The sequence below is a fragment of the Nocardia sp. NPDC051321 genome, assembly GCF_044455225.1.
In the GTDB taxonomy this organism is placed as follows: Bacteria; Actinomycetota; Actinomycetes; order Mycobacteriales; family Mycobacteriaceae; genus Nocardia.
The window spans coordinates 90,111-113,234 of the sequence record NZ_JBITEM010000009.1 but is presented as its reverse complement, the minus strand read 5'-3'; the positions used below and the strand labels follow the sequence as shown (position 1 = coordinate 113,234).

Annotated in this window: 22 protein-coding genes; 10 read left to right on the top strand and 12 right to left on the bottom strand. The window is 67.0% G+C overall.

The genetic code is table 11. The features are described from left to right. Nucleotides 1–642 (top strand): cysteine hydrolase, encoded by a 642-nt coding sequence (locus ACIA8C_RS22420; RefSeq protein WP_397137627.1) that lies wholly within the window; start codon nt 1–3, stop codon nt 640–642. A 66-nt stretch (nt 643–708) separates the two neighbouring features. Here the strand turns inward: ACIA8C_RS22420 and ACIA8C_RS22415 are convergent, their stop codons facing one another. After that, nucleotides 709–975 (bottom strand): hypothetical protein, encoded by a 267-nt coding sequence (locus ACIA8C_RS22415; RefSeq protein WP_397137625.1) that lies wholly within the window; start codon nt 973–975, stop codon nt 709–711. Nucleotides 976–1,165: 190 nt separating this feature from the next. Between ACIA8C_RS22415 and ACIA8C_RS22410 the strand changes: the two genes are divergently transcribed. Beyond that, nucleotides 1,166–2,110 carry an endonuclease/exonuclease/phosphatase family protein gene (locus ACIA8C_RS22410; protein WP_397137623.1) on the top strand — a complete coding sequence of 315 codons (945 nt, stop codon included), beginning with the start codon at nt 1,166–1,168 and terminating at the stop codon, nt 2,108–2,110. 159 nt (nt 2,111–2,269) lie between these two features. Then, nucleotides 2,270–3,724: a metallopeptidase gene (locus tag ACIA8C_RS22405; protein WP_397137621.1), complete on the top strand. Its 1,455-nt coding sequence runs from the start codon at nt 2,270–2,272 to the stop codon at nt 3,722–3,724. Between the two features lie 3 nt (nt 3,725–3,727). Here ACIA8C_RS22405 and ACIA8C_RS22400 read toward each other — a convergent pair whose 3' ends face one another. From ACIA8C_RS22400 to ACIA8C_RS22385, 4 genes are read right to left on the bottom strand one after another with little or no spacing between them, the layout of a single operon-like run. Continuing rightward, the gene (locus tag ACIA8C_RS22400; protein ID WP_397137619.1) at nt 3,728–4,180 is read right to left on the bottom strand and encodes a 6,7-dimethyl-8-ribityllumazine synthase; all 453 of its coding nucleotides are present in this window, start codon (nt 4,178–4,180) and stop codon (nt 3,728–3,730) included. Nucleotides 4,181–4,189: 9 nt separating this feature from the next. Beyond that, a complete protein-coding gene (locus ACIA8C_RS22395; protein ID WP_397137617.1) occupies nt 4,190–5,365 on the bottom strand; it encodes an alpha/beta fold hydrolase in 1,176 nt (391 codons plus the stop codon). After that, on the bottom strand, nt 5,362–6,738 hold the full coding sequence (locus ACIA8C_RS22390; protein WP_397137615.1) for a M20/M25/M40 family metallo-hydrolase: 1,377 nt from the start codon (nt 6,736–6,738) through the stop codon (nt 5,362–5,364). Before ACIA8C_RS22390 ends, ACIA8C_RS22395 begins: the two co-directional genes overlap by 4 nt. Further along, nucleotides 6,735–8,405 carry a CocE/NonD family hydrolase gene (locus ACIA8C_RS22385; protein ID WP_397137613.1) on the bottom strand — a complete coding sequence of 557 codons (1,671 nt, stop codon included), beginning with the start codon at nt 8,403–8,405 and terminating at the stop codon, nt 6,735–6,737. Before ACIA8C_RS22385 ends, ACIA8C_RS22390 begins: the two co-directional genes overlap by 4 nt. 262 nt (nt 8,406–8,667) lie before the next feature. Between ACIA8C_RS22385 and ACIA8C_RS22380 the strand changes: the two genes are divergently transcribed. Continuing rightward, on the top strand, nt 8,668–9,612 hold the full coding sequence (locus ACIA8C_RS22380) for a DMT family transporter (RefSeq protein ID WP_397137611.1): 945 nt from the start codon (nt 8,668–8,670) through the stop codon (nt 9,610–9,612). Nucleotides 9,613–9,660: 48 nt separating this feature from the next. Here the strand turns inward: ACIA8C_RS22380 and ACIA8C_RS22375 are convergent, their stop codons facing one another. Together ACIA8C_RS22375 and ACIA8C_RS22370 are read right to left on the bottom strand one after the other, a co-directional pair. Then, nucleotides 9,661–10,782, bottom strand: a complete 1,122-nt coding sequence (locus ACIA8C_RS22375; protein WP_397137609.1) for a glycosyltransferase — start codon at nt 10,780–10,782, stop codon at nt 9,661–9,663. Between the two features lie 202 nt (nt 10,783–10,984). Then, nucleotides 10,985–11,725 carry a DUF2334 domain-containing protein gene (locus tag ACIA8C_RS22370; protein ID WP_397137607.1) on the bottom strand — a complete coding sequence of 247 codons (741 nt, stop codon included), beginning with the start codon at nt 11,723–11,725 and terminating at the stop codon, nt 10,985–10,987. 245 nt (nt 11,726–11,970) lie between these two features. Between ACIA8C_RS22370 and ACIA8C_RS22365 the strand changes: the two genes are divergently transcribed. From ACIA8C_RS22365 to ACIA8C_RS22350, 4 genes are all read left to right on the top strand, one after another. Beyond that, nucleotides 11,971–12,819: a sigma-70 family RNA polymerase sigma factor gene (locus tag ACIA8C_RS22365; protein WP_397137605.1), complete on the top strand. Its 849-nt coding sequence runs from the start codon at nt 11,971–11,973 to the stop codon at nt 12,817–12,819. Between the two features lie 136 nt (nt 12,820–12,955). Further along, nucleotides 12,956–13,402, top strand: coding sequence for a DoxX family protein (locus tag ACIA8C_RS22360; RefSeq protein ID WP_397137603.1), 447 nt, complete (start codon nt 12,956–12,958; stop codon nt 13,400–13,402). A gap of 152 nt (nt 13,403–13,554) precedes the next feature. Further along, the gene (locus tag ACIA8C_RS22355) at nt 13,555–14,004 is read left to right on the top strand and encodes a TY-Chap domain-containing protein (protein ID WP_397137601.1); all 450 of its coding nucleotides are present in this window, start codon (nt 13,555–13,557) and stop codon (nt 14,002–14,004) included. A 77-nt stretch (nt 14,005–14,081) separates the two neighbouring features. After that, nucleotides 14,082–14,816: a DUF4191 domain-containing protein gene (locus tag ACIA8C_RS22350; protein WP_357382115.1), complete on the top strand. Its 735-nt coding sequence runs from the start codon at nt 14,082–14,084 to the stop codon at nt 14,814–14,816. 129 nt (nt 14,817–14,945) lie between these two features. On the opposite strand, the gene ACIA8C_RS22345 is transcribed toward ACIA8C_RS22350, so the two are convergent. Beyond that, nucleotides 14,946–15,314 (bottom strand): YrdB family protein, encoded by a 369-nt coding sequence (locus tag ACIA8C_RS22345; RefSeq protein WP_397137599.1) that lies wholly within the window; start codon nt 15,312–15,314, stop codon nt 14,946–14,948. Nucleotides 15,315–15,376: 62 nt separating this feature from the next. Continuing rightward, nucleotides 15,377–15,832: an RDD family protein gene (locus tag ACIA8C_RS22340; RefSeq protein WP_397137597.1), complete on the bottom strand. Its 456-nt coding sequence runs from the start codon at nt 15,830–15,832 to the stop codon at nt 15,377–15,379. A 251-nt stretch (nt 15,833–16,083) separates the two neighbouring features. Here ACIA8C_RS22340 and glnA point away from each other — a divergent pair, with 251 nt between their 5' ends. Beyond that, nucleotides 16,084–17,520 carry a type I glutamate--ammonia ligase gene (glnA, locus tag ACIA8C_RS22335; RefSeq protein WP_396989732.1) on the top strand — a complete coding sequence of 479 codons (1,437 nt, stop codon included), beginning with the start codon at nt 16,084–16,086 and terminating at the stop codon, nt 17,518–17,520. Between the two features lie 110 nt (nt 17,521–17,630). Here glnA and guaD read toward each other — a convergent pair whose 3' ends face one another. Next, nucleotides 17,631–18,980, bottom strand: a complete 1,350-nt coding sequence (guaD, locus tag ACIA8C_RS22330) for a guanine deaminase (protein ID WP_397137595.1) — start codon at nt 18,978–18,980, stop codon at nt 17,631–17,633. Between the two features lie 433 nt (nt 18,981–19,413). Between guaD and ACIA8C_RS22325 the strand changes: the two genes are divergently transcribed. Then, nucleotides 19,414–20,256 carry a tyrosine-protein phosphatase gene (locus ACIA8C_RS22325; RefSeq protein ID WP_397138161.1) on the top strand — a complete coding sequence of 281 codons (843 nt, stop codon included), beginning with the start codon at nt 19,414–19,416 and terminating at the stop codon, nt 20,254–20,256. A gap of 56 nt (nt 20,257–20,312) precedes the next feature. Here the strand turns inward: ACIA8C_RS22325 and ACIA8C_RS22320 are convergent, their stop codons facing one another. Together ACIA8C_RS22320 and ACIA8C_RS22315 are read right to left on the bottom strand one after the other, a co-directional pair. Next, nucleotides 20,313–22,517: an elongation factor G-like protein EF-G2 gene (locus tag ACIA8C_RS22320; protein ID WP_397137593.1), complete on the bottom strand. Its 2,205-nt coding sequence runs from the start codon at nt 22,515–22,517 to the stop codon at nt 20,313–20,315. Between the two features lie 147 nt (nt 22,518–22,664). Further along, nucleotides 22,665–23,075 carry a RidA family protein gene (locus ACIA8C_RS22315; protein ID WP_397137591.1) on the bottom strand — a complete coding sequence of 137 codons (411 nt, stop codon included), beginning with the start codon at nt 23,073–23,075 and terminating at the stop codon, nt 22,665–22,667. Between the last annotated feature and the right edge of the window lie 49 nt (nt 23,076–23,124).

The following is a 23,124-nucleotide window of genomic DNA, read 5'->3' as shown; positions in this document are numbered from 1 at the left end:
ATGCGAAACGCCTTCGGACTCCGCATTCCGCAAACCGTCGCGGATGCCTGCGATCCCACCCGGATGGCGGTGCTGATCTACGACATGCAGGTCGGCATCGTCGGTCAGGTTGCCGACGGCGACAAGATCGTGCAAGCGTGCGTGCGGCTGCGAGATGCTGCTCGGGCCAACGGGTTTCGGGTCTTCTATACCCGGCACGTGTCGCTGCCGATCGCCGCCTCCGGCGTTTCGCAACTGCGTACCGCCATGCAATGGCAGCGGGTGGACGACCTGGACGAGTTGCACGCCAGCTTTCCGCAGGGATCGCCGCAATACCAGCTCGTACCTGAACTGACCCCCAGCTCGGACGAGGTCGTTTTCGACAAGATCACCATGTCCGCCTTCGCCGCGACACCCCTTGATATCGCGTTGCGCGACTGCGGCATCGACTCCTACGCGATCGCGGGTATCGCCATGGAGGTCGGCATCGAACCCACCGTCCGGCACAGCCTCGACCTCGGCTACCTGCCGATCATGGTCACCGACGCGTGCGGTGCGGGACATCCGATGGCCGCGCAAAGGTCCTACGCCACTTTGGAATTCGCGGGTGGCTCGTTGATCACCGACACCGCGGCTCTGATCGATCTGATGACCGGGCCCTGATTTCCCTGGCGCACAGGCACCCCACGGACAGGTATCCGTCGTGGGGACGAGGGATGTGCCTGTGCGCTAGGGGATTTGCCCACCGGTGAGCGCCTGGAAGCGGTCGGCGAACTCGCGCAGCGCCAGGCGGTCTTCGTCGATTTCGGGGCGGTGCCCGTGCTCGACGGTCACCGTCACCACGCTGCCCGTCCGCAGTCGCAGCACGTCCAAGCAGGTCGGCAGTAGGGGCGCGTTTACGCTGCGTCCATTGCTACTTACCGTGATCCGCGAGGTATACCCGATCATGGCCAGCAGAAGTTCTTCGGCGCAGTCGGCGGTAAGCGGTCCAGCCACGCGAAACTCTTCGACGTACATCCGGCCCTCCTCCGACGCCTGCGGTGCATTCTAGGCGGCGGACTTCAGGAAGACGACAGATCCTGGATCGGCAGAGCTGTGGTCCGCTGATCAGGGCTTCCGGTGCGATCGCCCGGGACCTCCACGGTCGGCGCACAGCATCTCCACATCCGCCACCTAGGGTCATGGCATGCCGAAATGGTTGAAGCGAGTGGTGCTCGGGGTGGGTTGGTGCGCGCTGGCGGTTGGGGTCGTCGGGGTCGTACTGCATTTCGGAGCTTGGCAAGATCGGTCGTTGGTCCTGTTGCAGTCGGGGGCCTCGTACCTGATGATCGGTGCGCTGGTCGGGTTGGTGATCTTCCTGGCCGCGCGTGGTTGGCGCAGCGCGGGCGCGGCCGGGGTGCTGGTGGGTGTCGTGCTGTGGACGCTGGTGCCCACGTTCGTCCCGGAGAGCCGGGCGGCCAGTGGTCCCGAGGTGATGGTGATGCAGTCGAACCTGCTGTTCGGGCAGGCGGATGTCGATGCGGTGGTGCGGGCGGTGCGGGACAACCGGATCGACGTGCTCACCGTGGACGAACTGACGAAGAGCGCGGTCGATCGGCTGGCCGCCGCGCAACTCGGCGAGCAGCTGCCGTACTCCTACCTTCAGCCGACCGCCGACGGCGGTGGCGGCACCGGCATCTACAGCCGATATCCGTTGCGGGACACCAAGAAATATGACGGCTTCGTGCTGAATCAGGTGTCCGCGATCATGGATCACCCTGAGCGAGGGCCGATCACCGTGTTCGCCTTCCACCCGATTCCGCCCCCGTTCAACTTTTCCGACTGGCTCGTCGAGATGCCCAGGATTCGCGAAATCCTTGACGCGCAACAGGGTCCGGCGATCGTCGGTGCGGACTTCAACGCGACCCGCGATCACGCGGCCTATCGCGAACTGCTGCACGGCCGCTTCGAGTCGGCGGCCGACCAGGTGGGGGCGGGCTTACTGCCGACGTTCCCCAACGACCGCTCCTGGGGGCCGATCATCGGCATCGACCACATCCTGCTCGCCGACGCGACCGCGCAGCAGGTGCGCACGTTGAGTGTTCCCGGGTCCGATCACCGCGCGTTGATCGCCAGGGTGCGGTTGAATTGATCTCGCAGGCACGGTGCTGTACGGGTCAGCGCGCGTAGGTCTTTCGACCGTTGGTGATGCGCGCGCGGGGTGCGCGGCGATTACCGTGAGAACGCTCGGCGGCCTCGCTCTCCGGGCCTGAGTGCGCGAAGTGCGCACCGTAGTCGGGGAGGCCCGTGGATGATGAGTACACAACGGCTGCGGTACGGGGTGGTGGCCGTGCTCGTGCTGTTCGGCGCGGCACTGGCCGGGTGCGGCAAGGGCGTGCAGAACCCGACCGCGCCGAATGCCAAGGCGCCCAGTGGCGAGACCATGTGGGAAGTCGCCGGGTCGATGACGGCCACCGGGCCGAACGGTCCGCGCAAGGGGGTGCCGGACGCGCCGCTCGCCGCGATCAACGGTGACGGCGGCAAGTACGACAAGCTCGCGCTGAACACCATCGCCGATCTACAGGAGTACTGGACCGCGGCCTACCCGAAGGACTTTCCCGGCACATTCACGCCGGTGTCTGTCTTCAACTCCTGGGACGCGGCCGCGCCAAAGCGACAGGCGATCCAGTTCTGCGGCGAGTCCACCTATCACGTGGTGAACGCGGCCTATTGCGGTCTCGACCACACCATCGGCTGGGACCGTGGCGTGCTGTTGCCCGCGGTGGTGCGGAAGTTCGGCGAGATGGCCGTGGTGATGGTGCTCGCGCATGAATACGGTCACGCCATTCAGGGGCAGGCCAGGCTCGCCGGTATGCGGACGCCGACGCTGGTGCTCGAGCAGCAGGCCGACTGTTTGGCCGGGGTGTTCTTACGGCATGTGGCAGAAGGGAATTCGGCGCACTTCACGTTGAACACCACCGATGGACTCAACGCGGTCCTCGGCGCCACGGTGGCCATTCGCGACCAGGATCCGAGCGATTCGAAGAACGCGCACGGTTCGGCGTTCGAGCGGGTGACCGCGGTACAGATCGGTTATTCGGACGGTGCGCAAGGCTGCAAGTCGATCACCACCCAGCAGATCGCGCAACGCCGCGGCACGCTGCCGGTGTCGTTCGAGCCGGGTGAGGAGTTCGAGCAGCTTCCGGTGACCGCCGAGTCGTTGAACAGCGTGAGCCAGGCGCTCACCACCATCTTCCCGACCGGAAGGAAGCCGCAGTTCGACTACACGGGCGTCCCGAAGAACTGCTCGAACGTCGCTGCTACCGAACCGGTTTCGTACTGTCCAAGCACGAATAAGATCGGTACCGACGTGCGGGCGCTGGCCAAGCGCGGCGCACCCGCCAAGGGCGAAGAGGATCCGCTCTCGGCGGCGGTGAACGGCGATTACAACGCGTTCATCATCTTCGTGTCGCGGTATGTCCTTGCGGTGCAGAACGATCGCAAGCTCGGCCTGACCGGTGCGGAGACCGCGGGACTGCGCACCGCCTGCCTGTCCGGCGTGGTGACGACCAAGCTGAGCGAGCCGCGTAGCGACCCCCGCCTGTCCGCCGGTGATCTCGACGAGGCCGTCTCCGAGCTGCTCAGCGACGGCCTCGCGGCCAGCGACGTGAACGGCAAGATGGTGCCGAGCGGCTATCAGCGCGTGGAGGCGTTCCGTACCGGCGTGCTGGAGGGCGAGCAGGCCTGCCTGTCCCGCTACAAGTAACCGCTACACCGGCAGCGACCGCAGGGAGGTAAGCGTCGTCGCCAGCGCGCGGGCGGCCTCGGCTCCCTTGGTCACGAAGTGCTCGGTGAAATACGAGACGTGCTCGCTGTGCTCGTGGAAGTGGTGCGGGGTCAGCACGACCGAGAACACCGGAACGTCGGTGTCCAGCTGCACCCGCATCAGGCCGTCGATCACCGCGGACGCGACGAAATCGTGCCGGTAGATGCCGCCGTCCACGACCAGTGCCGCCGCGACCACCGCCGCGTACCTGCCCGAGCGGGCGAGGCGCTGCGCGTGCAGCGGGATCTCGAACGCGCCAGGCACATCGAAGACCTCGACGGCGGCCCGGTCGTAGCCGAGACCGGCGTACTCGGCGGTGAAGCCCTCGTATGCCTTGTCGACGATGGCGCTGTGCCAGCTGGCGCGAATGAACGCGACGGATCCGGTGGTTCCCATCCCCGAATCTTACTTGCCGGTAACGTGCGCTTCCAGCCAGTCCACCACGTCGCCGAGCACCTTGTCCTGCTCGGGTTCGTTGAAGATCTCGTGGTAGAGGCCCTCGTAGCGGATCGCGGTCAGATCCTTCGAGCCCGCGCCGTGCTCGATGAGGTCGGTGCTCGACGGCGCGGCCAGTGCGTCGGCGGTGCCGTGCAGCACCAGCAGCGGGACGGTGAGCTCGGCCAGGCGGCCCTTCACCAGGACGGTGGTGTTGAGGATCTCGGTGGCGGTGCGGGCCGGAAGCTTGCCTCGGTACACCAGTGGGTCGTTGTCGTAGGCGCGCCTGACCGCGGGGTCACGGCTGATCTCTGAGGAATCCAGTTGCAGGACACCGAGATTCGGAGTGAGCCTGCTGAGCACCGGGGCGAGCGCGCGTTGCACGGCGTTGCCCGCGGAGATATCGAGCGGCGGTGCGGAGAGCACGATGCCGGTGACGTCGATCGGTGCGCGGGTGGCCAGGTGCAGCACGATGAGGCTGCCCATCGAATGGCCGATGAGGAAGCGCGGCACGCCGGGATGTTCGCGGGTCGCGATGTCGAGCATGGCGGCCACGTTGTCGGCGGCGCCGTCCATCGACTCGATATTGGCCTTGTTGCCCGCGGATTTGCCGTGGCCGATGTGATCGAGGGCGTAGACGGCGAAATCGGCGGCGGCAAGGCGCTGGCCGACGTGGACGTAGCGGCCGGAATGCTCGGCTACGCCGTGCACGAGGACGATCACGGCGCGGGCTGGTGAGTCAGGAAGCCATGCGCGCCAGGCGATTCCGCTACCGGTGCCGTCGAACCGGCCGGTTTCGGTGTGGATCTGCGGGGCGGCCGCGTCATCGCCGGTCGCTGATTCGACGGTGTCTGCCTGAGGCGCGGCGCTGGGTTGCGGCTGGGCGTCGTCGCTGGGCCTGGTGTCCGCTATGACGCTGCTCGGTTCGGTGTCGGTACTTGCTGTGGCGCTGCTTGGCTCGGCGTCGGTGCCTTCTGCGTTGCCGCTCAGCTCGGTGTCGGTAGCCGATGTGGCGTTGGTCGGTTCGGCGTCGGTGCCCGCTGAGGTTCTTCTCTGCTCGGCGTCGGTACCCGCTGTGGTGCTGCTGGGCGCGACGTCAGGTGACTGCGGCTCAGAATTTCCGGTCGCCTCGGGCTCGGCGGTCATGCATCGGCTCCTGACGTCTGCGGCGCGGTGTTCGGCGACTGCGCGAACTGCGCGATCAGCCTGCGGTTGAACTCGATGAGTCGAGCGTAGTTGAGACGGGACAGGCGCTCGTCGGTTCCGTGGATCGAGGCCAGATCGCGTTCGCAGAGCACGATCGGGGCAAAGTTGCAGCGGGTGCGCGCGAGGTCGTGATAGTGCCGCGAGTCGGTGGCGCCGGGGACAATGCCGGTGGTGACGAGGGTGCCAGGCACCATCGCCCTGGCGATATCCGCGATCAGTTCGAACTCGGGGCCGGGTTGGCTGTTCACCGTTGGTTCGGACGCCATCCCTTCCGCCTCGATGTGCACGCCGTTGTCGCGCACCACCTTCCGGCAGTGTGCCAGGACCGACCGGACCGAATCGCCGGGCAGGATGCGGAAATTGACGAAGGCCTCGGCATGCTGAGGGAGCACGTTGGTCTTCACGCCGCCGCGGATCACCGTGGGGGCCGTTGTCGTGCGCACCATCGCCTCGGTCTGCGGCCGCATGGCCATCACCCTGGTGATCAGCGGTGCGGCCAGGCCGGCCACGCCGAGCAGGTGGCGGCGCGACGCGGGCATCGCCTGGCGCAAGCGGGCCAGCATGTCGGCCGTCACCGGGGTCATCCGCAGCGGCATCGGATGGTCCTGGATGCGGCTCACCGCGCGGGCGATCCGGCCGACCGCGGTCTGCTTGCCAGGCATGGACGAATGGCCGCCCACCTCGCTGACCGACAGTTGCACTGTCGCATAACCCTTTTCGCCGAGCATAATGTTGGCCACCGGCTGGTCGACACCGTCGGCGACGCCCTCGGTGATCATGCCGCCCTCATCGAGCAGCAGGTCGGCGTGCACGCCGAGTTCGCGAAGGCGGTCAGCCATGCGCATCGCGCCTGCGTCGCCGAACACCTCCTCATCGTGACCGAAGGCGAGAAAGATGGTGCGCCGCGGGCGAATTCCGTCGGCGAGCGCCGATTCGACGGCCTCCAGGATCGCCAGCACCCGGCTCTTGTCGTCGATCGCGCCACGGCCCCAAATGAATTCGTCGTCGACCACGCCCGCGAACGGTGGCTGGGTCCAGCGGTGCGGGTCGTCGACCGGCACCACATCCTGATGTCCGAGCAGGATCGCGCAGACGCCCGCAGGCTCGATGCCTTGCCACCGGTAGAGCCTGCTGTGGCCGAATCGCTCCAGCTCGAGCTCGGCGTGCACCAGCGGGAAGGATTGCTCGAGGTGTGCCGAGAGTTGGGTGAAGGCCTGATCGTCGACCTCGTCCCGATTGTCGGTGGACACCGTCGCGCAGCGCAATGCGACGGCAAGGCGCTCGGCGGTGCGGTCGTCGACGGGGTCCGTCATCGATCACCGGTACGGTTCGGCAAATTCATGGACACCATCGCATTGTTCAGCATGCCGGGGCTTACCGGTATGGTCTTCTCGTTTCGCCACTTCACGATGCCCTCGGTGGCCCCACCCGGCAGGTCGGGCGTGCGTGGCGCGGTCAGCATCGGGAGTTCGAGGTGGGCCTCGGTCACGGTGACCGGGGCGAAGGCGGGGGAGTGCGACCACACGTCGTCGACAACGTCGGTGATGCGCACACCGATCCGGTGGCCCGCCGGGATCGGCCAATCCTGGGCGAGCAGGCGGACTTCGGCGGTGTCTGTGGTGATGGGCGCGATGCCGCGGGTGATGACGGTGGCCAGTTGGTCGGGCCCGATGTCGTAAAGCTCCACGGCGACCGTGGCATTGGCGGGTCCACGCACGTGCAGCGACACCGACGGCAGGCCGGACAGGTGTTGGTCCTGGGCCAAAGGTTCGGAGACGGACCAGAATTCGCGGTCCGGTCCGGGCAGCAGTCCGCGATCGGTGTAGCCGCCGGGGCGCAGCTCGACCGGCACCCGGGTGGCATCGGCAGGCGGCCAAGCGGTTTCGGCGCGCCAGCGACCGTCGAACTGGCCCACCGTGATTCGTGGTCCCGGTACCTGCACGTCACGGCCCGCGACATGCTTGTCGAAGAAGGCGAGCAGCTCGGTGTCGAAATTCGGTGTGTCGCACTTGTCGTGGCAGCTGCGGTGACCCCACTGACCGAACCAGGCTTTGTGCTCACCGGCGCCGAGACCGTTCCATAGGTCGAACACCCGGTACGGGCGAGTGTTGTAGTCGACGAAGCCTTGGCCGAGGAACAGCGGAATCGTGTTGCCGCGCAACCGGGGAATGAGGTCACGATCGCGCCAGAAGGGCGAATTACCGTCATGGTTGGTCATGTCGGTCAGATACCGCTGATAGCACTGCCACGGCAATTGCGCCGCGTCGGCCTGATATTCGGGCGAATCATCCGGGCGGCCCGGCGTCGACGCGATCAGCAAATGCTCCATCCCCGCGAAATCAGCTGGGCGCACACCACTCTCGGTGATCGGCTTCCCCGAGAACTTCCACGAGATCCCCTGCATATATAGATACGAGTACGGATCGACCACCGGTTCGAACGACGCCACCGCCGCCAACCCCTTCGGCTTGCCCGCCAACCCCATCAACCCGGTCCATGCCTCATAGGAGACACCGAACATGCCCACTTTCCCGGTGGACCAAGGCTGGCTCGCGGCCCATTCCACCGCGGTGGTGACATCGGACCGTTCGCCGGGCCCGCCGAAATCCGGACAGCCGGACGACCCGCCGAACCCTCGCAGATCAACGATGACGTAGGTATATCCCGCCCGCAGGAACATGTCCGCCTGCAAGTTGTCGGTAGACGGACCACCCGCCAGCCGTGGCTCACTCAGGTAGGCCAGGTGCGCGCGGTACGGGCTGACCGTGAGAATCACCGGCGTGCGCACGTCATCGGAGACACCGTCCGCTCGCAGAATGTCCGCGTGCAAGCGAGTGCCGTCCGGTGCGTCGATGAACGCCTGCTTCCACTGAAACGGCACACCGAGCGGCTCCGCCGCCGCACTCACCGGCGTGGCCACAGCCAGCAAGAGCAGCAGCCCGCACAGGACCCGCAGCATGACGTTTCGTTCGCTCACCATAGGACTATCGAGTGTGCCCGGACCACCGTCCAGCCCCCGGAACCGGGGTGGGGTGTCCGCGTGGTGCGGACGAGCCGAGCCGAACTGTTGCCCTCGGTTCAGCCGTCAGCCGTGATCGGCTGGCCTCGGCGGCGGCGGTGGCCGTTCGCTTGGTGATCGGCACCTGTCATCGGCGTCCGGGGCAGAGTGACCTGCCGAGCTGTTGCCGAGCCGCCGGGCGGATGCCATCCGGTGTTCATCCCGGCCCGCAAGCATGGGCGGTATGCCGGATGCCGCCGACATGCTCGGCAGCGCGCCCGCGGACGCGCTCGCGGTGGGGACGATCTCCCTCGCGCTGTTCGCCGCGCTCTTGTTCGCCGTCTCGGCGGCGCTGCAGCAGGGGGCGGCGCGGCAGGCCGCGACGGAGGCGGGGCACAGTCGGTTTCTGGTGATCGCGGGCATCGCTCGCCGGCTGCTCACCGATCGGCGCTGGTTGGCCGGGCAGGGTGCCAATGTGGCCGGGTTCGCCGTGCATGCCGTCGCGTTGCGGCTGGGGGCGATCGCGGTGGTGCAGGCGCTGCTTGTGGTGCAGTTGCTGTTCGCGTTGCCGTTCGCGGCGGCGCGGCGCAAGCGTTCGCTGCTCGGGCGGGATTGGGCGGGCACGGTTTTCGTGTGTGGCGGGCTGATACTGCTCGTCGGGCAGAGCGCTCCCGGTCACGCGGACGTGCGGGCGGAACTGCTGCCCGGTGTCGGTGCGGGAGTTTTCGCCGCGATCATCACCTTGATCGCCGTCTCCCGACTGACCCACTCGCCCCAACTGCGCTCGGCACTGGTCGCGGTGGCCGCGGGTTGCTGCTTCTCGACCACCGCGGTGTTGGTGGTCATAGCGACGTCGGCGCTGCCCACCCTGAGCTGGGCCCTGCTCGGCATCCCGATATCCACCGTGCTCGGCGGCCTCCTCACCCAGGAGGCTTACGCCCGCGGCTCTCTCCCCACCGCCCTCACCGCCATGACCATCACCGACCCGGTCCTCAGCTACACCGCCGGACTCACGTTGTTCGCCGTAACCATCCACCCACGCCCGTTCCTACTAGTCCTCGCGGCAGCCCTGGTGATCACCGGCATCGCACTCCTCGCGAATTCCCCAACTCTGCACGACGAACTCGACCAGACCCTTCTAGTCTCGCCGAATCCACCTGTGCCCGAAGGCGTTTCGCTGCGATCATAGTCGGGGGTGTTGATCTCGAGGAATGGCGCGGTTGTCTGTTACGGCGGGTCAGGCTGTGCGGGCGGGGGATTCGTAGTCGGCGTAGAGGGCGAGCATGCCTGCGACGGTGGCTGACCAGGGGAAGCGTTCGGCCGCTGAGCGGGCGGCGGTGCGGCGTCGGGGGGCGGGGACGGTGAGGAGTTCGCGGACGCCGTCGGCTAGGCCGTGGGGGGAGCCGTCGGAGACGATGCCGGAGCCTGGCGCGTCCACGAGCTCGCCCGCGGCGCCCGCGTCGGGGACGACGACAGGGGTGCCGCAAGCGAGGGATTCGAGGACGGCAAGGCCGAAAGTTTCGGCGGGGGAGGGGAATATCGCGATATCCGCCTCGGCGACCAAGGTGGCCATAGCGGTTCGATCGGTGAGGTGGCCGTGGAAGATCACCGGGAGTCCGGCGGCGAGGCGTTCGAGACGGGGACGTAGCGGGCCGTCGCCGATGACGGCCAGTTCGCACCGCAGACCGGACTCGACCAGGACGCGCACCGCCTCGATAGCGAGTTCGGCGCGTTTCTCCTTGGACAGCCTGCTCACCACCACAAGACGCGCGGGTTCGTCTGCGGCCCATCGAGTTTCGGCTACGGGTTCGACCGGGCGGAAGGTGGTCAGATCGACGCCGAGCGGGACGCGCCGCACATTGGTCGCTCCGATGCGGGCGAACTCCGCCGTCGCGAAACTCGAAGTCACCACGACCTTTTCGGCGCGGACGCAGAGGCGGCGGTTGGCCAGGTCGGCGGCGGTGGTCAACGGGAAGCCCGGTGGGACTCGGGTGCGCAGAATCGCGTCGATGCGTTCATGCGAGAACAACACCAGCGGCACCCCCGCTCCCCGCGCCCACGGAGCAAGCCACCGAACACTCAACTTGTCGCTGCACTCGAGCACATCAGGCCGCAACCGATCGAGGACCGCCCGGGTTCGTCGTGCCGTCAACACGTGATACCCACCGGCCCCGAACTTCGGACTGTGCACGGTAATTCGCCGCCCTGACCCGGTCAGCTCATCCCCATCGGCGGGTCCAGGAACCACAAGCACCCGACTGTGCCCCGCCGCGAGATATCCACGCCCGATCTCGTCGAGACACGTACGCAGCCCCCCGGAAGCGGGGGTATAGAAGTTCGCGATCTGCACGATGCGCATCAGCGGACCGCCGATCTGGTCAGCCCGGCAAACGTGCCAGTGTGCGCGGTGTCGAGCACAAGGATCGCGAGCGTTCGCCCATGTCCGGTCGCGCAGTGTCCGCGGCAGATCCCATCGAGGCGGGAGTGCAACCTCTCGGCCCGCCTGCATCGGGGGTAGGCATTCGCGCCGTGGGTTGCGGTGTGGCGGTTGGCAGGTTGCATCAGCTGTCCGCCGATTCGACGAGGTCGGCGTAGGTGGTGGCGCGCGCGCCTGCTCGCAGGGCGGCGTCGATGGCGCGGAGTGTGGCTTCGCGCAGGCCGGGGTGGTGCAGGTCGTCGGGATGCAGGGCGAGCCGGACGAGGCCACCTCGGGTGGCGTTGCGACGGGCCATGGTTTCCAGCATGGCGGCGCCGAAGCGTTCGGACCAGCCGCCGCCGGGACGGTGTGAGAGGGCGAACCCGCGATGCCTGCGGCCGGTGCGCAGGTCCTTCGCGCCGAAGTGGTCGGTGGTGTGGGAGAAGCCCGCCGCGCGCAACGCGCGTTCCGCGGCGGGTGAGGCCAACCAGCCCGGCGGGGTGAAACCCGTTGTCGACAGCCCGGATTCGGCCATCACCTGGTTGGCTGCCCGCAACTTGGCGGTGGCCGCGTCGACGTCGAGCGCCGCGAATTCGGCGGCACCGCGCGCCACCGCTCGACCGAGCGCACGCCGCGGCCACGCACCCTCGGGTCCCGCCCGATGCGACCATCCGTGCACCATGATCTCGTCTCCACCGCCACGGCGTTCCCGTAGGAAACTCGCATAATCCGGCTGCTCGGCCAGCGACGCACCACGCCACGGCCCGGGAATCACCAGCAGCGACACCGGAATCCCGAACCCGTCGGCATCAGCACACCACCGTGCCGTCTCAGCCGCACTCGCCGGTGCGACGTCATGGACGCTCACCACCAACCGCGCACACACGCACCGCAAACTAACACCGCCCCGTGACCACCAGCTGAACAGCACGGTGCCGCTACCCAACAGATCAGTACCTGACCCGACGAGACATCATCCCGATTCGCCACCCCCGGGTTTCGCCTTGACCGGGTCGGTGCCGGGATAGACGATGGTTGACAGTCCAGCGGTCATGGTGTGCTCCTTGTCGGCTCGATCCGGTGTGGCCCCGGCTCGTTTGCTTGACCGGAGCTATCGAAGGAATGTGACAGATGGACGAGAATTTTCTGGCCGCGCGGTTCGAGCACCAGCGGACGCACCTGCTCGGGGTGGCGTACCGGATCCTCGGTACCGGTACGGAAGCCGACGACGCGGTGCAGGAGGCGTGGTTGCGGCTGAGCCGTTCGAATGCCGACGAGATCGACAATCTCGGCGGCTGGCTCACCACGGTGGTCGCCCGGATATGCCTGAACATGCTGCAATCCCGCAAGGTCCGCCGGGAGGAGCCGCTAGCCGACCTCGAACCGGCCGAACTCGTCACCGGCCCGGAGCACGAGGCGGTGCTGGGCGATTCGATCGGCCTCGCGCTGCTGGTGGTGCTCGACACGCTCACCCCGGCCGAGCGGCTCGCGTTCGTGCTGCACGACATGTTCGCGGTGCCGTTCGACGAGCTCGCCCCGATCGTCGGCAGAACCCCCGCCGCCGCACGGCAATTGGCGAGCCGAGCGCGCAGGCGGGTGCAGGGTGCGCGAGCCGCCGCCGACCGAGATCGGCAGCGCGAAGTCGTCGACGCGTTCCTCGCCGCCTCCCGCGGCGGCGACTTCGGCGCATTGCTGACGCTGCTGGACCCGGAAGTCGTACTCCGGGTGGATGCCGCCGCGATGGCAACCGGCGCGACCGGTGCCCTCGGCGCGGCCGCGGTCGCCAAGACCTTCGCCGGCCGCGCGCAGGGGGCGCGACTCGCGCTCATCGACGGTCGCGCGGGAGCGGTGTGGTCGGTCGGCGGCACACCGCGGGTGGTCTTCGACGTCACCGTGTCCGACGGTCGGATCGTCGCCATCGATCTGCTCGCCGACCCCGACACGCTCGATCAACTGGAACTGGAGGTCCAGGTCGGCTGAACCGGCCCGTGCCCGTTTCACCGGCGACGATCCCTTGCGTCGGGCCCTGCCGTCCGACACCTCGTCACATTTCTGACAATCCACCGGTCAAGGGAGGTGACGGCGCAGCAGGGCGTGAGCAGGCAAGGAGCAGAAAATGGGCAACGCACGAGCGATCGGATATTGGGCGACCACCGCGGCGGTGGTTTTCGTATTGGCGACCGGTGGTGTCGCCGATCTGATCCAACGCGGCGGTACCGCGGGCGGCATGGTCGAGCTGGGGTATCCGACCTATGTAATGGGCATTCTGGGATTCTGGAAGGTGCTGGGGGCGGCGGCGATTGCTGTTCCGCGCTTTCCGTTGGTGAAGGAATGGGCGTATGCGGGGGCGTTTTTCGATCTGACGGGTGGGCTGGCCTCCCACATCGCGCACGGGTCGGGCGCGAATCACCTGTTCTATACCGCGTTTTTCGCGTTGTGCGTGGTGGCTTCGTGGGCGCTGCGGCCCGCCGGACGCAAGCTCGGCGTGCGCGTGTTCCGCGATTACGGACGGGTGCCGGAATTGGCGACGGTGCCGAGCGCGGCGGTGCCTGCGACGAGGTGAGAACGCGCGCGACCGGCCCGTCTTCCCAGCGAACGACGGGCCATTCGCATTCGCTATGGGCGGCGCGAAGTATTCGGGGCTACAACATGATTCACCTGGTGTCTCAGGCGCGGCGGCGTATGATCGGGCCAGTGCGAGCGCCCGGGGGAAGAATGAACGAGCCGGTGACCGCGGACTGGGAACAGTTCGTTCAAGCACTGGCGCAATGTCTGTCCGAGCTACCTTCGCGCGCGACATTGGTCATCGCGGCGCCCGGTAATCGGTATGTCCAGTTCATGCAGTACGACATCAAATTGTCGGCCGAGCTGGCCGGTGATCATTATCTGGCGCAGCCCATTCCGGATGCCGCCGCACAGGAGTTACGCGACCTCGGCTGGAACGAGCCGATGCTGCGCCGCGAGGTCGACAACTGGACCAAGATCATGTTCTGGCCCATCTCCCCGCGCAGTTTGATCGAGTTCGCCCGCTCGGTCGCCATCGGTTTCCGGGACGCGCTCGGTGTCGCCACGCCGGTGGAATTGCGGGCCATGGGATGGACCGAGGCATCCGGTGATTTGGATCTCACCGCGCTCGGATCGATGGTCAGGCGCGGCTGGAATTGACGCCGTCGCGGCGGCAATGCGCACCGCCGAGGTAGGCGTGGCGAAACTCGCACGACATGGGCACTATCCTGAGTGACATGGCAGCAGGTAAGCCCACCAAGGAAGCGAAGGCCGCGGCGAAAGCGGCCCGCAAGCAGCAGTCGAAAGAGCGCAGGCAGCAGCTCTGGCAGGCGTTCCAGATGCAGCGCAAGGAAGACAAGCTGCTGCTGCCGTTGATGATCGGCGCCCTGCTCGGCATCACCGCCGTCTTCCTGGTCATCGGCCTGATCTTCGGTCTGACCTGGTTCCTCGTCCCGCTCGGCGTGGTACTCGGCGCGCTGGCCGCGTTCATCATTTTCGGCCGCCGGGTGCAGAAGAGCGTCTACGGCAAGGCCGAGGGCCAAGCGGGCGCCGCGGCCTGGGTGCTGGACAACCTGCAGGGCAAGTGGCGGGTGTCCAACGGCATCGCCGCGACCACCCAGCTCGACGCGGTGCACCGGGTGATCGGCCTGCCCGGTGTGGTGCTGGTCGCCGAAGGCGCCCCCCAGCGCGTGAAATCGCTGCTGGCGCAGGAGAAGAAGCGCACCGCCCGGCTCATCGGCGACACCCCCATCTACGACGTCGTCATCGGCAACGACGAAGGCCAGGTGCCGCTGAAAGAGCTGCAGCGCTACCTGACCAAACTGCCACGCAACATCGACGCCAAGCGGATGGACCTCATCGAAGGCCGGCTGACCGCGCTGAGCTCGCGCACCGGCCCGGCCCTGCCGAAGGGGCCGATGCCCGCGGGCGCCAAGATGCGCGGCGTACAGCGCACCATCCGCCGCCGCTGAGCTGCACCTATCCGAAAGGCCCGTGTCCCGAGGACTCGGGCCTTTCGTGTGTTTCGGCTGCCGACTTCAAGATCAGGGGGAACCAGTGTTGTTCGCTTCTCGACGGATGCCAGCACCAGTTCCCCATGATCATGCTTTGACCAGCCAGGCGATGCGGTCGTAGGCGAGGGCTTGGTAGAGGACGAGTACGGCGACGGAAATGAGGGCCCACTTGGGTAGGCCGGCCGCCCAGAGGAGGGCGGCGCCGCCGAAGAAGATGGCGAGTTCGATCACGAGCCGGACCGCTCCGGGTACCGAGACGGGGGCCTCGCCACTGCGGCTCGGGTCGCCAGGTACCGCGAGTGTTCCCCACAGCGCCGCTGCGATCAGCGGCAACAGGACTACGAGCAGAAACTTCCACGGCGAATCGAAGGCTCGCCAACCGTAGACACCGAAGGACGCGATGGCGATGAGCTCGAGCAGAAACCGGATCGCGAGCATGGCCGGATTGAGTGACACCGCCGGAGCGTAACTAACCGGGCAGGACGGTGTCAGATGTATTTCCGCGTGAAACGAGGATGTCAGCGCGAGTGGACGAGTGCGGTACCCGTCGCCCGGTCGTGCATCCCGCGACCATCGGAATCGGTGAACAACGCGGGCACCACGAACACCAGCAACGCCTGCCTGGCCAGCGCCCGCACGAACCCGACCGGCACGGGCGCGTCGATCCGGACGGTCCGCAACCGCAAGAAGTACTGCCCGGGCGTGAACCCGAACAGTGTCACCGCGGCAACCCCGATCACGAACCAGATCAGCAACGTCAGGCTGGACGCCGACCCGCCGCGCATGATCAACGCCGCGATGCCGAGCGCGATCAACCAGTCCACGAACAGCGCGGCGATCCGCCGGGCCATCCTGGACAACGATCCCGCACCGGACTTCGGCAGCCCCAGCAGTTCGCCGGGGAACTCGGAGGTTGCCGGATCGTCCGCACCCTCCGCAGGGCCGGAGAGCCACGATCCCGTCATACGTGCCATGCCCCCACAATATGCGCGGCCGACCGGCCGCTCGGCACCGCATAAGGGGAGTTCACGTCAGCGCGCATCTGCGCGGATGGCAGGATTAGCGTGCAGTTCGAGCCCGGGTGGGCCTAGTCACCCGGTCAGCCGTACGTGTAACACTGGCGAAACACAAACTTGACCGCCGGGAAACACCGCGTCCATACCGTCTGGACGCGACGAACCCACGCAATCGACACTCGCTGGGAACCGATCCGTAAGGAGAACAAGTGACGTTCAGCACGGCCGACGAGGTCATCAAATTCCTCGCTGATGAAGAAGTCGAATATGTCGACATCCGCTTCAGCGATCTTCCCGGCGTTCAGCAGCACTTCTCGATCCCGGCGAAGGCCTTCACGACCGACCTCGCAGAGGAAGGGCTAGCGTTCGACGGCTCCTCCGTCCGTGGCTTCCAGTCGATCGACGAGTCGGACATGCTGCTGCTGCCCGACTTCAGCACCGCGCGCCTCGACCCGTTCCGCGCCGCCAAGACGCTGAACCTCAACTTCTTCGTGCACGACCCGTTCACCAGGGAGGCGTACAGCCGCGACCCGCGCAACATCGCGCGCAAGGCCGAGGAGTACCTGCGCTCGACCGGCATCGCCGACACCGCGTACTTCGGCGCCGAGGCGGAGTTCTACATCTTCGACTCGATCCGCTACGAGTCGAAGATGAACGGCGCGTCCTACGAGATCGACTCGGTCTCGGGTTCCTGGAACACCGGCGCGCGGACGAACCCGGACGGCTCCCCGAACCTCGGCTACAAGGTTCGCAACAAGGGTGGTTACTTCCCGGTCGCCCCGTACGACCACTACGTCGACCTGCGCGACAAGATCTCGACCAACCTGCAGAACGCGGGCTTCGAGCTGGAGCGCGGCCACCACGAGGTCGGCACCGCCGGTCAGGCCGAGATCAACTACAAGTTCGGCACGCTGCTCGGTGCGGCCGACGACCTGCAGCTGTTCAAGTACATCGTGAAGAACACCGCGTGGCAGGAAGGCAAGTCCGTCACGTTCATGCCGAAGCCGCTCTTCGGTGACAACGGCTCGGGCATGCACGTGCACCAGTCGCTGTGGAAGGACGGCAAGCCGCTGTTCCACGACGAGGCGGGCTACGGCGGGCTGTCGGATCTGGCGCGGCACTACATCGGCGGCATCCTGCACCACGCGCCGTCGCTGCTGGCGTTCACCAACCCGACGGTGAACTCCTACCACCGCCTGGTTCCTGGCTACGAGGCCCCGATCAACCTGGTGTACTCGCAGCGCAACCGTTCGGCGGCCGTGCGTATCCCGGTGACCGGCAACAACCCGAAGGCCAAGCGCATCGAGTTCCGCGCGCCGGACTCCTCGGGCAACCCGTACCTGGCCTTCGCCGCCATGATGATGGCGGGCCTGGACGGCATCAAGAACAAGATCGAGCCGCTGGCCCCGGTCGACAAGGACCTCTACGAGCTCCCGCCGGAGGAGGCCAAGAACATCCCGCAGGCGCCAACCAGCCTGGCCACGGTCATCGACCGCCTCGAGCAGGATCACGACTACCTGACCGAAGGCAACGTCTTCACCGACGACCTGATCGAGACCTGGATCAGCATCAAGCGCGAGCAGGAAATCGCTCCGGTCAACCTGCGCCCGCACCCCTACGAATTCGAGCTGTACTACGACGTGTAAGTCGTTCGTACACAGAGTCGTTCGACAACGGCCCAGCCGCAACCGCGGTTGGGCCGTTGCCCGTTTCCGGTGGCGATGATGCTGCCGCGATGACCGACCGGACTGCTCGGCTACGTCGTGGCGCGGGTGTAGATCGGGCGACCCATGGCGTAGGTGGCTTTGATCGAACGGTCGTCGCCGAGGATCATCTGGGCGAACAGGCGTTCCGGAAAGTCGCGGGCTGCCTCGGTGCGGCGGGCCAGGGTTGGGGTCGCGGCCCAGTCGAGGACGACGAAGTCGGCCTCCTTGCCCGGGCGGAAGTTGCCGATGTGGTTGTCCAGATGCAGGGCCTCGGCCCCGCCCAGGGTGGCGAGGTAGAAGCCGCGCAGCGCGGACAGGGTGGTGCGCCGCCGCGCGGGCTTGGTCGACTCTTTCAGCATGACCACCTTGTAGGCCTCGTTGAGCGTGCGCAGCATCGAATAGCTGGTTCCGGCACCGCAATCCGAGCCGAGTCCCACCCGGACGCCTGCCTCGCGGGCGGCGGCGAAATCGAAAAGTCCGCTGCCGAGGAACAGGTTCGAGGTCGGGCAGAAGGCGATGGCGGCGCCGGCGGCGGCCAGCCGCGATCGATCCTGTTCGTCGACGTGCACGCAATGGCCGAAGGTAGACCGGGCACCCAGCAGGCCCGCCTTGTCGTACACATCCAGGTACGACCGGGCATCCGGAAAACGGGCAAGCACGTCGGCGGTCTCCGGGCGGCTCTCCGCGGCATGGGTTTGCACTGCCACGTCCGGGAATTCGCGGCTGAGCCGACCGGACATGGCGAGCTGTTCGGCCGAGGACGACAGCGCGAACCGTGGGGTGATCGCGTAGGTCAGCCGATCATTGCGGTGCCAGCGCGCGATCAACCGGCGGGTATGTTCCTCGGCCTGCGGCACACCGGCATCGGACAGAAACTCAGGTGCGTCCGGTTGCTTGTCCATCAGGATCTTGCCGCACGTCATCCGCAGGCCACGCCGGTGCGCCTGTGCGAAGAACGCGTCTACCGAGGTCGGATGCACGGTGGGGTACACGCCGGCCGTGGTGGTTCCACACGCCGCCAACGTGTCGAGGAAGAGTCCGGATATGTGGTCGGCGTAGTCCGGGTCGGCGAACTTCCGTTCGGCCGGAAACACATAGTCCTGCAGCCAATCCTCCAGTTGCGCACCGAAACTCGCGATCATGTCGTATTGGCTGTAGTGAATGTGGGTGTCCACGAAGCCCGGCACGATCAGTGCGCCGCGATGGTCGACGACGGTAGCGAGATACTGCTCGGGTAGGGCTGCCCAATCGCCCGTCCAGCGCACCGTGCCGTCGGCTCCGATCGCGAGCGCGCCATCCTCGAACAACTCCCAGGCGCCGGGGTCGTCGTCGGCCCCCGGGTCGCGGAGGAAGTGCAGCACGGTGCCGCGGTAGACGGCGGGCAGGATGGCTTCGGCCATTCCCGACGCTATCGACCGGCAACCGCGTGCGCCAAGCCTTGCCGCGGTGTGTCTCGCCGCCGCATCGACACGGACCCGCCGCTGCGTCTGCGGGTCTGGTGGCTGGCCCGGTCGCCGGTGCGCGACGATGTGCTTTGCGTCAGCACGGGATTCAGGCATCGGCGGCTGCGGACTTCGGTCACTGTCGAGTCCGGCCCTGCCTGCTTGCCGGTTTCCGGATAGCGGCGTCGCCTTGGCGCGGAGGCTACGAGTTTCGGACAGGTTGTCCAGCGTGAATCTCATTGACTGTCCGGGGAGTCCCGTTGAGCGGGGCAGATGCGGCGGGATGGGGGCGAACGCCGATACCTGACTGAAACAGGTTCTACTGTCCGGCGTCATGAAGATTTCATTAATTTCATTGATAACCGCTGCTTTGGCGATTTTCGCCGTGACGATGACGACCGCTCCACCACTCGCGACCGCCCAGCCCGAAGCGGAATCGGTGGTGGCCGGGGGAAAGATCGACTTGCAGGGCGCGGTCAATACCCGGGATATCGGCGGGTATCGGACCTACGACGGGGCGAAGACGAAGTCGGGCAAGGCTATTCGGTCCGACTCGTTGGAAAAACTGACCGACGCCGATGTGCAGAAGTTGGCCGATCTGAAGGTGAAGGCGGTGGTCGACCTGCGCACACCGGGGGAGATCCAGTTCGCCGGCGCGGACAAGCCGATTCCGGGCGCGCAGGCGGTGGTGCGGCCGATCGACGACACCGGGCTGTTCCAGCAGATGCTCGCGGTGATCCAGACCCGTGACCCGCAGAAGCAGCAGGACGCGCTCGGCAACGGTAAGGCCGAGCAGATCATGCTGAACATGTACACCACGTTCATCAGTCGCCAGGAGTCGCGGACGGCGTTCGGGCAGACGATCAAGGATCTCGCCAACACCGACAAGGCCACGCTGTATCACTGCACCGCGGGCAAGGACCGGACCGGCTGGCTCACCTACGTGCTGCTGCGCGCGGTCGGCGTGCCGGAAGGCACTGCGCGGCAAGACTATCTGCTGTCCAACCAGTACCGCGCCGCCGCGGACGCCGCACTGCGCAAGCAGGTGCAGCAGGCGGGTCTGATGCAGAACCCCGATCTGCTCATCCCGCTGCAGGAGGTCAGGGACGCGTACTTGGACGCCGCGGTCGACAAGATGGAGCAGGACTACGGCGATCTCGGCAAGTTCCTCACCAAGGGCCTCGGCCTGGACGCGGGCACCATCTTGAAGCTGCGTAAGAACCTGGTCACCTAGGCATGAAAGCTGTTCGGGCCCATTCACTTACCCCGTGGATGGGCCCGCTGCCGTTGCTACTGCTGCTTTTTCGCTTGTTCACGCAGCGCGGCGGAAAGCGGGCCTGGCATCGATTCATGGCGGGTGTAGGTGCGGGTGAAGTCGCCGGTGCCGTGCGAGAGCGAGCGCAGATCGATGGCGTAGCGGCTGAGTTCGAGTTCGGGTACCTCGGCATGGATTCGGGTGCGGGCGGTGCCGTGCGGTTCGGTGCCGAGGACGCGACCGCGGCGGCTGGACAGGTCGCTGAGCACCGGGCCGACATAGTCGTCGGAGACGACCACCCACACCTCGGCGATCGGCTCGAGCAGCGCGACACCCGCGCTGGCCGCGGCCTCGCGCAACGCAAGCGCGCCCGCTGTCTGGAACGCGGCGTCGGAGGAGTCGACCGAATGCGCCTTGCCGTCGAACAGCGTCACCCGCACATCCACCAGCGGATATCCGGCCGCGACACCGCGGGTCGCCTGCGCGCGCACGCCCTTCTCCACCGACGGAATGAATTGGCGCGGAACGACTCCGCCGACCACCCGGTCCACGAACTCGATACCGGAGCCGCCCGGCAGCGGCTCGACCTCGATCTCGCAGACGGCGTATTGCCCGTGCCCGCCGGACTGCTTCACATGCCTGCCGCGCCCATTCGCTTTGCCCGCGAACGTTTCTCGCAGCGCGACCTGATGATCGACCACATCGACCTGCACCCCGAACCGGCTCCGCAACCGCTCCAGCGCGACATCGCGGTGCGCCTCGCCGAGACACCACAGCACCAGCTGGTGGGTTTGCGCGTTGTGCTCGAGCCGCACGGCGGGATCCTCGGCCGCCAGCCGGGCCAGGCTTTGCGAGAGCTTGTCCTCGTCGGCCTTGCTGTGCGCGGTAATGGCGATGGGCAGCAACGGATCCGGCATCAGCCACGGCTCGATCAGCAGCGGTTTGTCGATGCCGGAGAGGGTGTCGCCGGTTTCCGCGCGGCTCAGCTTGGTGACGTAGGCGATGTCGCCTGCGATGGCCTGGCCGAGCGGGCGCTGCCCCTTGCCGAACGGCGCGGACACCGCGCCGACCCGCTCGTCGACATCGTGACTCTCGTGGCCGCGCTCCTCCAGGCCATGGCCGCAGACGTGCACCGTGTCGTCGGCGCGCAGCGTGCCGGAGAACACCCGGACCAGCGACACCCGGCCGACATACGGGTCCGACGCGGTGCGGATCACCTCCGCTGCGAGCACGCCGTCCGGATCGCAGTCGAGTTCGCGCCTAGTGTTGCCGCCCGCGGCGGTGACGGCGGAGACGATGTGTTCCGACGGGGTCGGGAAACCGCCGGTGATCAGGTCGAGCAGCTCGACGGTGCCCAAACCTTGCTTGGCACCCTCGGGTGCGGGCGCGCCGAACAGGACTGGATGGAAGCTGCCCCTGGCCACGGCCCGCTCGAGATCGGTGACGAGGGTGGCGAGGTCGATTTCCTCGCCGCTGAGATAGCGGTCCATCAGGGTCTCGTCTTCGCTTTCGGCGATGATGCCCTCGATCAGCCGGTTGCGTGCCTCGTCCAGCATCGGCTGCTGCTCGGGGGTTGGCGCGGTTTCCACCCGCTCGCCGGAGGAGTAGTCGACCACGCAGTTCGGCAGCAGCTCGATGAGTCCGGTGACCGGGCGATGGCCGTCCGCGCTTTTCGGTCCGTAGACTGGAAGATGAAGCGGGAGAATGTTTTCCGAGGCACCGCCACCGAGAATGGTGCGGCAGGTCTCGGTCATCTCCTCGAAGTCGGCCCGAGCGGTGTCCAGGTGTGAGAGCACGATCGCGCGCGGCATGCCGACCGCCGCGCACTCCTCCCACAGCGCGCGGGTGGCGCCGCTGACGCCTTCCGCGCCCTCGGCCGCCGAGATGACGAACAGCGCCGCGTCCGCGGCCCGCAGCCCCGCCCGCAGCTCGCCGACGAAGTCCGCGTAACCGGGCGTATCCAGCAGATTGATCTTCATCCCCGACCAGGCCAGCGGAACCACGGACAATTGCACCGATCGGTGCTGTCGATGTTCGATCTCGTCATAGTCCGAGAGTGAGGTTCCGTCCTCGACCCGCCCCGCCCGATTCACCGTCCCCGTGGTCAGCGCCATCGCCTCGACCAGTGTCGTCTTCCCCGACCCGCTGTGCCCGACCAGCACCACATTGCGAATTTGATCCGGCCGCTCGGCCGCAACCACTCTGCCGTTGCCCCCTACGGTTCCATTCGTCTTGTCCACTGTGCGTCTCGCTTCCTCGCGCCCCGACACCCTGCGGTCCTTCGAGCTTCCCACCGGCGGTGACCGCGCGTCCACGGATCGGGAGATCCGGGTGCCACGGACTGTCCGGTCCGTACCTGGCCAGGAGGTGCGAACCAGTGGCCGGTCTCAGCCGAGCGCGACCACGGCCTCCACCTCGATCAGGAACTCCGGTCGGAACAGCCCGGCTACTCGAATGAGTGAACTGGCGGGGTTGGGCAGGTCGCCGAGCGCGGGACGAAGGAACTCGTCGCGGACGTCGCGAATGTCCTGGAGCTGGGCGGTATCGGTGACGAACCAGGTGAGTTTGACCAGGCCGGTCCAGTCGGTGCCGAGGGCGTGCAGGATGTGCTGCAGGTTGGTGAGCGCCTGCCTGGTCTGTGCGGCCATGTCGTTCTCGCCGACCAGTGTGCCGTCGGCGTCGACCGCGACCTGGCCCGATATGTAAGCGAGTCCGTTCGATGTGGTGACCGCGTGGGCGTATCCGAAGCCCGGAGCGACGCCGGGGATGTCGGTGAGCCGTTCGTTGATGTTCGCCATGGGGCACAGCGTAGACCGCCTTTTCGGACGTCGGGGAAAGTCTGAATCT

Excerpts from the sequence above, each read along its gene's own strand:
- ACIA8C_RS22420 (WP_397137627.1), top strand. The coding sequence starts at position 1 with ATGCGAAACGCCTTCGGACTCCGCATTCCGCAAACCGTCGCGGATGCC.
- ACIA8C_RS22410 (WP_397137623.1), top strand. The coding sequence starts at position 1,166 with ATGCCGAAATGGTTGAAGCGAGTGGTGCTCGGGGTGGGTTGGTGCGCG.
- ACIA8C_RS22405 (WP_397137621.1), top strand. The coding sequence starts at position 2,270 with ATGATGAGTACACAACGGCTGCGGTACGGGGTGGTGGCCGTGCTCGTG.
- ACIA8C_RS22400 (WP_397137619.1), bottom strand. The coding sequence starts at position 4,180 with ATGGGAACCACCGGATCCGTCGCGTTCATTCGCGCCAGCTGGCACAGC.
- ACIA8C_RS22395 (WP_397137617.1), bottom strand. The coding sequence starts at position 5,365 with ATGACCGCCGAGCCCGAGGCGACCGGAAATTCTGAGCCGCAGTCACCT.
- ACIA8C_RS22390 (WP_397137615.1), bottom strand. The coding sequence starts at position 6,738 with ATGACGGACCCCGTCGACGACCGCACCGCCGAGCGCCTTGCCGTCGCA.
- ACIA8C_RS22385 (WP_397137613.1), bottom strand. The coding sequence starts at position 8,405 with ATGGTGAGCGAACGAAACGTCATGCTGCGGGTCCTGTGCGGGCTGCTG.
- ACIA8C_RS22380 (WP_397137611.1), top strand. The coding sequence starts at position 8,668 with ATGCCGGATGCCGCCGACATGCTCGGCAGCGCGCCCGCGGACGCGCTC.
- ACIA8C_RS22375 (WP_397137609.1), bottom strand. The coding sequence starts at position 10,782 with ATGCGCATCGTGCAGATCGCGAACTTCTATACCCCCGCTTCCGGGGGG.
- ACIA8C_RS22365 (WP_397137605.1), top strand. The coding sequence starts at position 11,971 with ATGGACGAGAATTTTCTGGCCGCGCGGTTCGAGCACCAGCGGACGCAC.
- ACIA8C_RS22360 (WP_397137603.1), top strand. The coding sequence starts at position 12,956 with ATGGGCAACGCACGAGCGATCGGATATTGGGCGACCACCGCGGCGGTG.
- ACIA8C_RS22355 (WP_397137601.1), top strand. The coding sequence starts at position 13,555 with ATGAACGAGCCGGTGACCGCGGACTGGGAACAGTTCGTTCAAGCACTG.
- ACIA8C_RS22350 (WP_357382115.1), top strand. The coding sequence starts at position 14,082 with ATGGCAGCAGGTAAGCCCACCAAGGAAGCGAAGGCCGCGGCGAAAGCG.
- ACIA8C_RS22340 (WP_397137597.1), bottom strand. The coding sequence starts at position 15,832 with ATGGCACGTATGACGGGATCGTGGCTCTCCGGCCCTGCGGAGGGTGCG.
- guaD (WP_397137595.1), bottom strand. The coding sequence starts at position 18,980 with ATGGCCGAAGCCATCCTGCCCGCCGTCTACCGCGGCACCGTGCTGCAC.
- ACIA8C_RS22325 (WP_397138161.1), top strand. The coding sequence starts at position 19,414 with ATGACGACCGCTCCACCACTCGCGACCGCCCAGCCCGAAGCGGAATCG.
- ACIA8C_RS22315 (WP_397137591.1), bottom strand. The coding sequence starts at position 23,075 with ATGGCGAACATCAACGAACGGCTCACCGACATCCCCGGCGTCGCTCCG.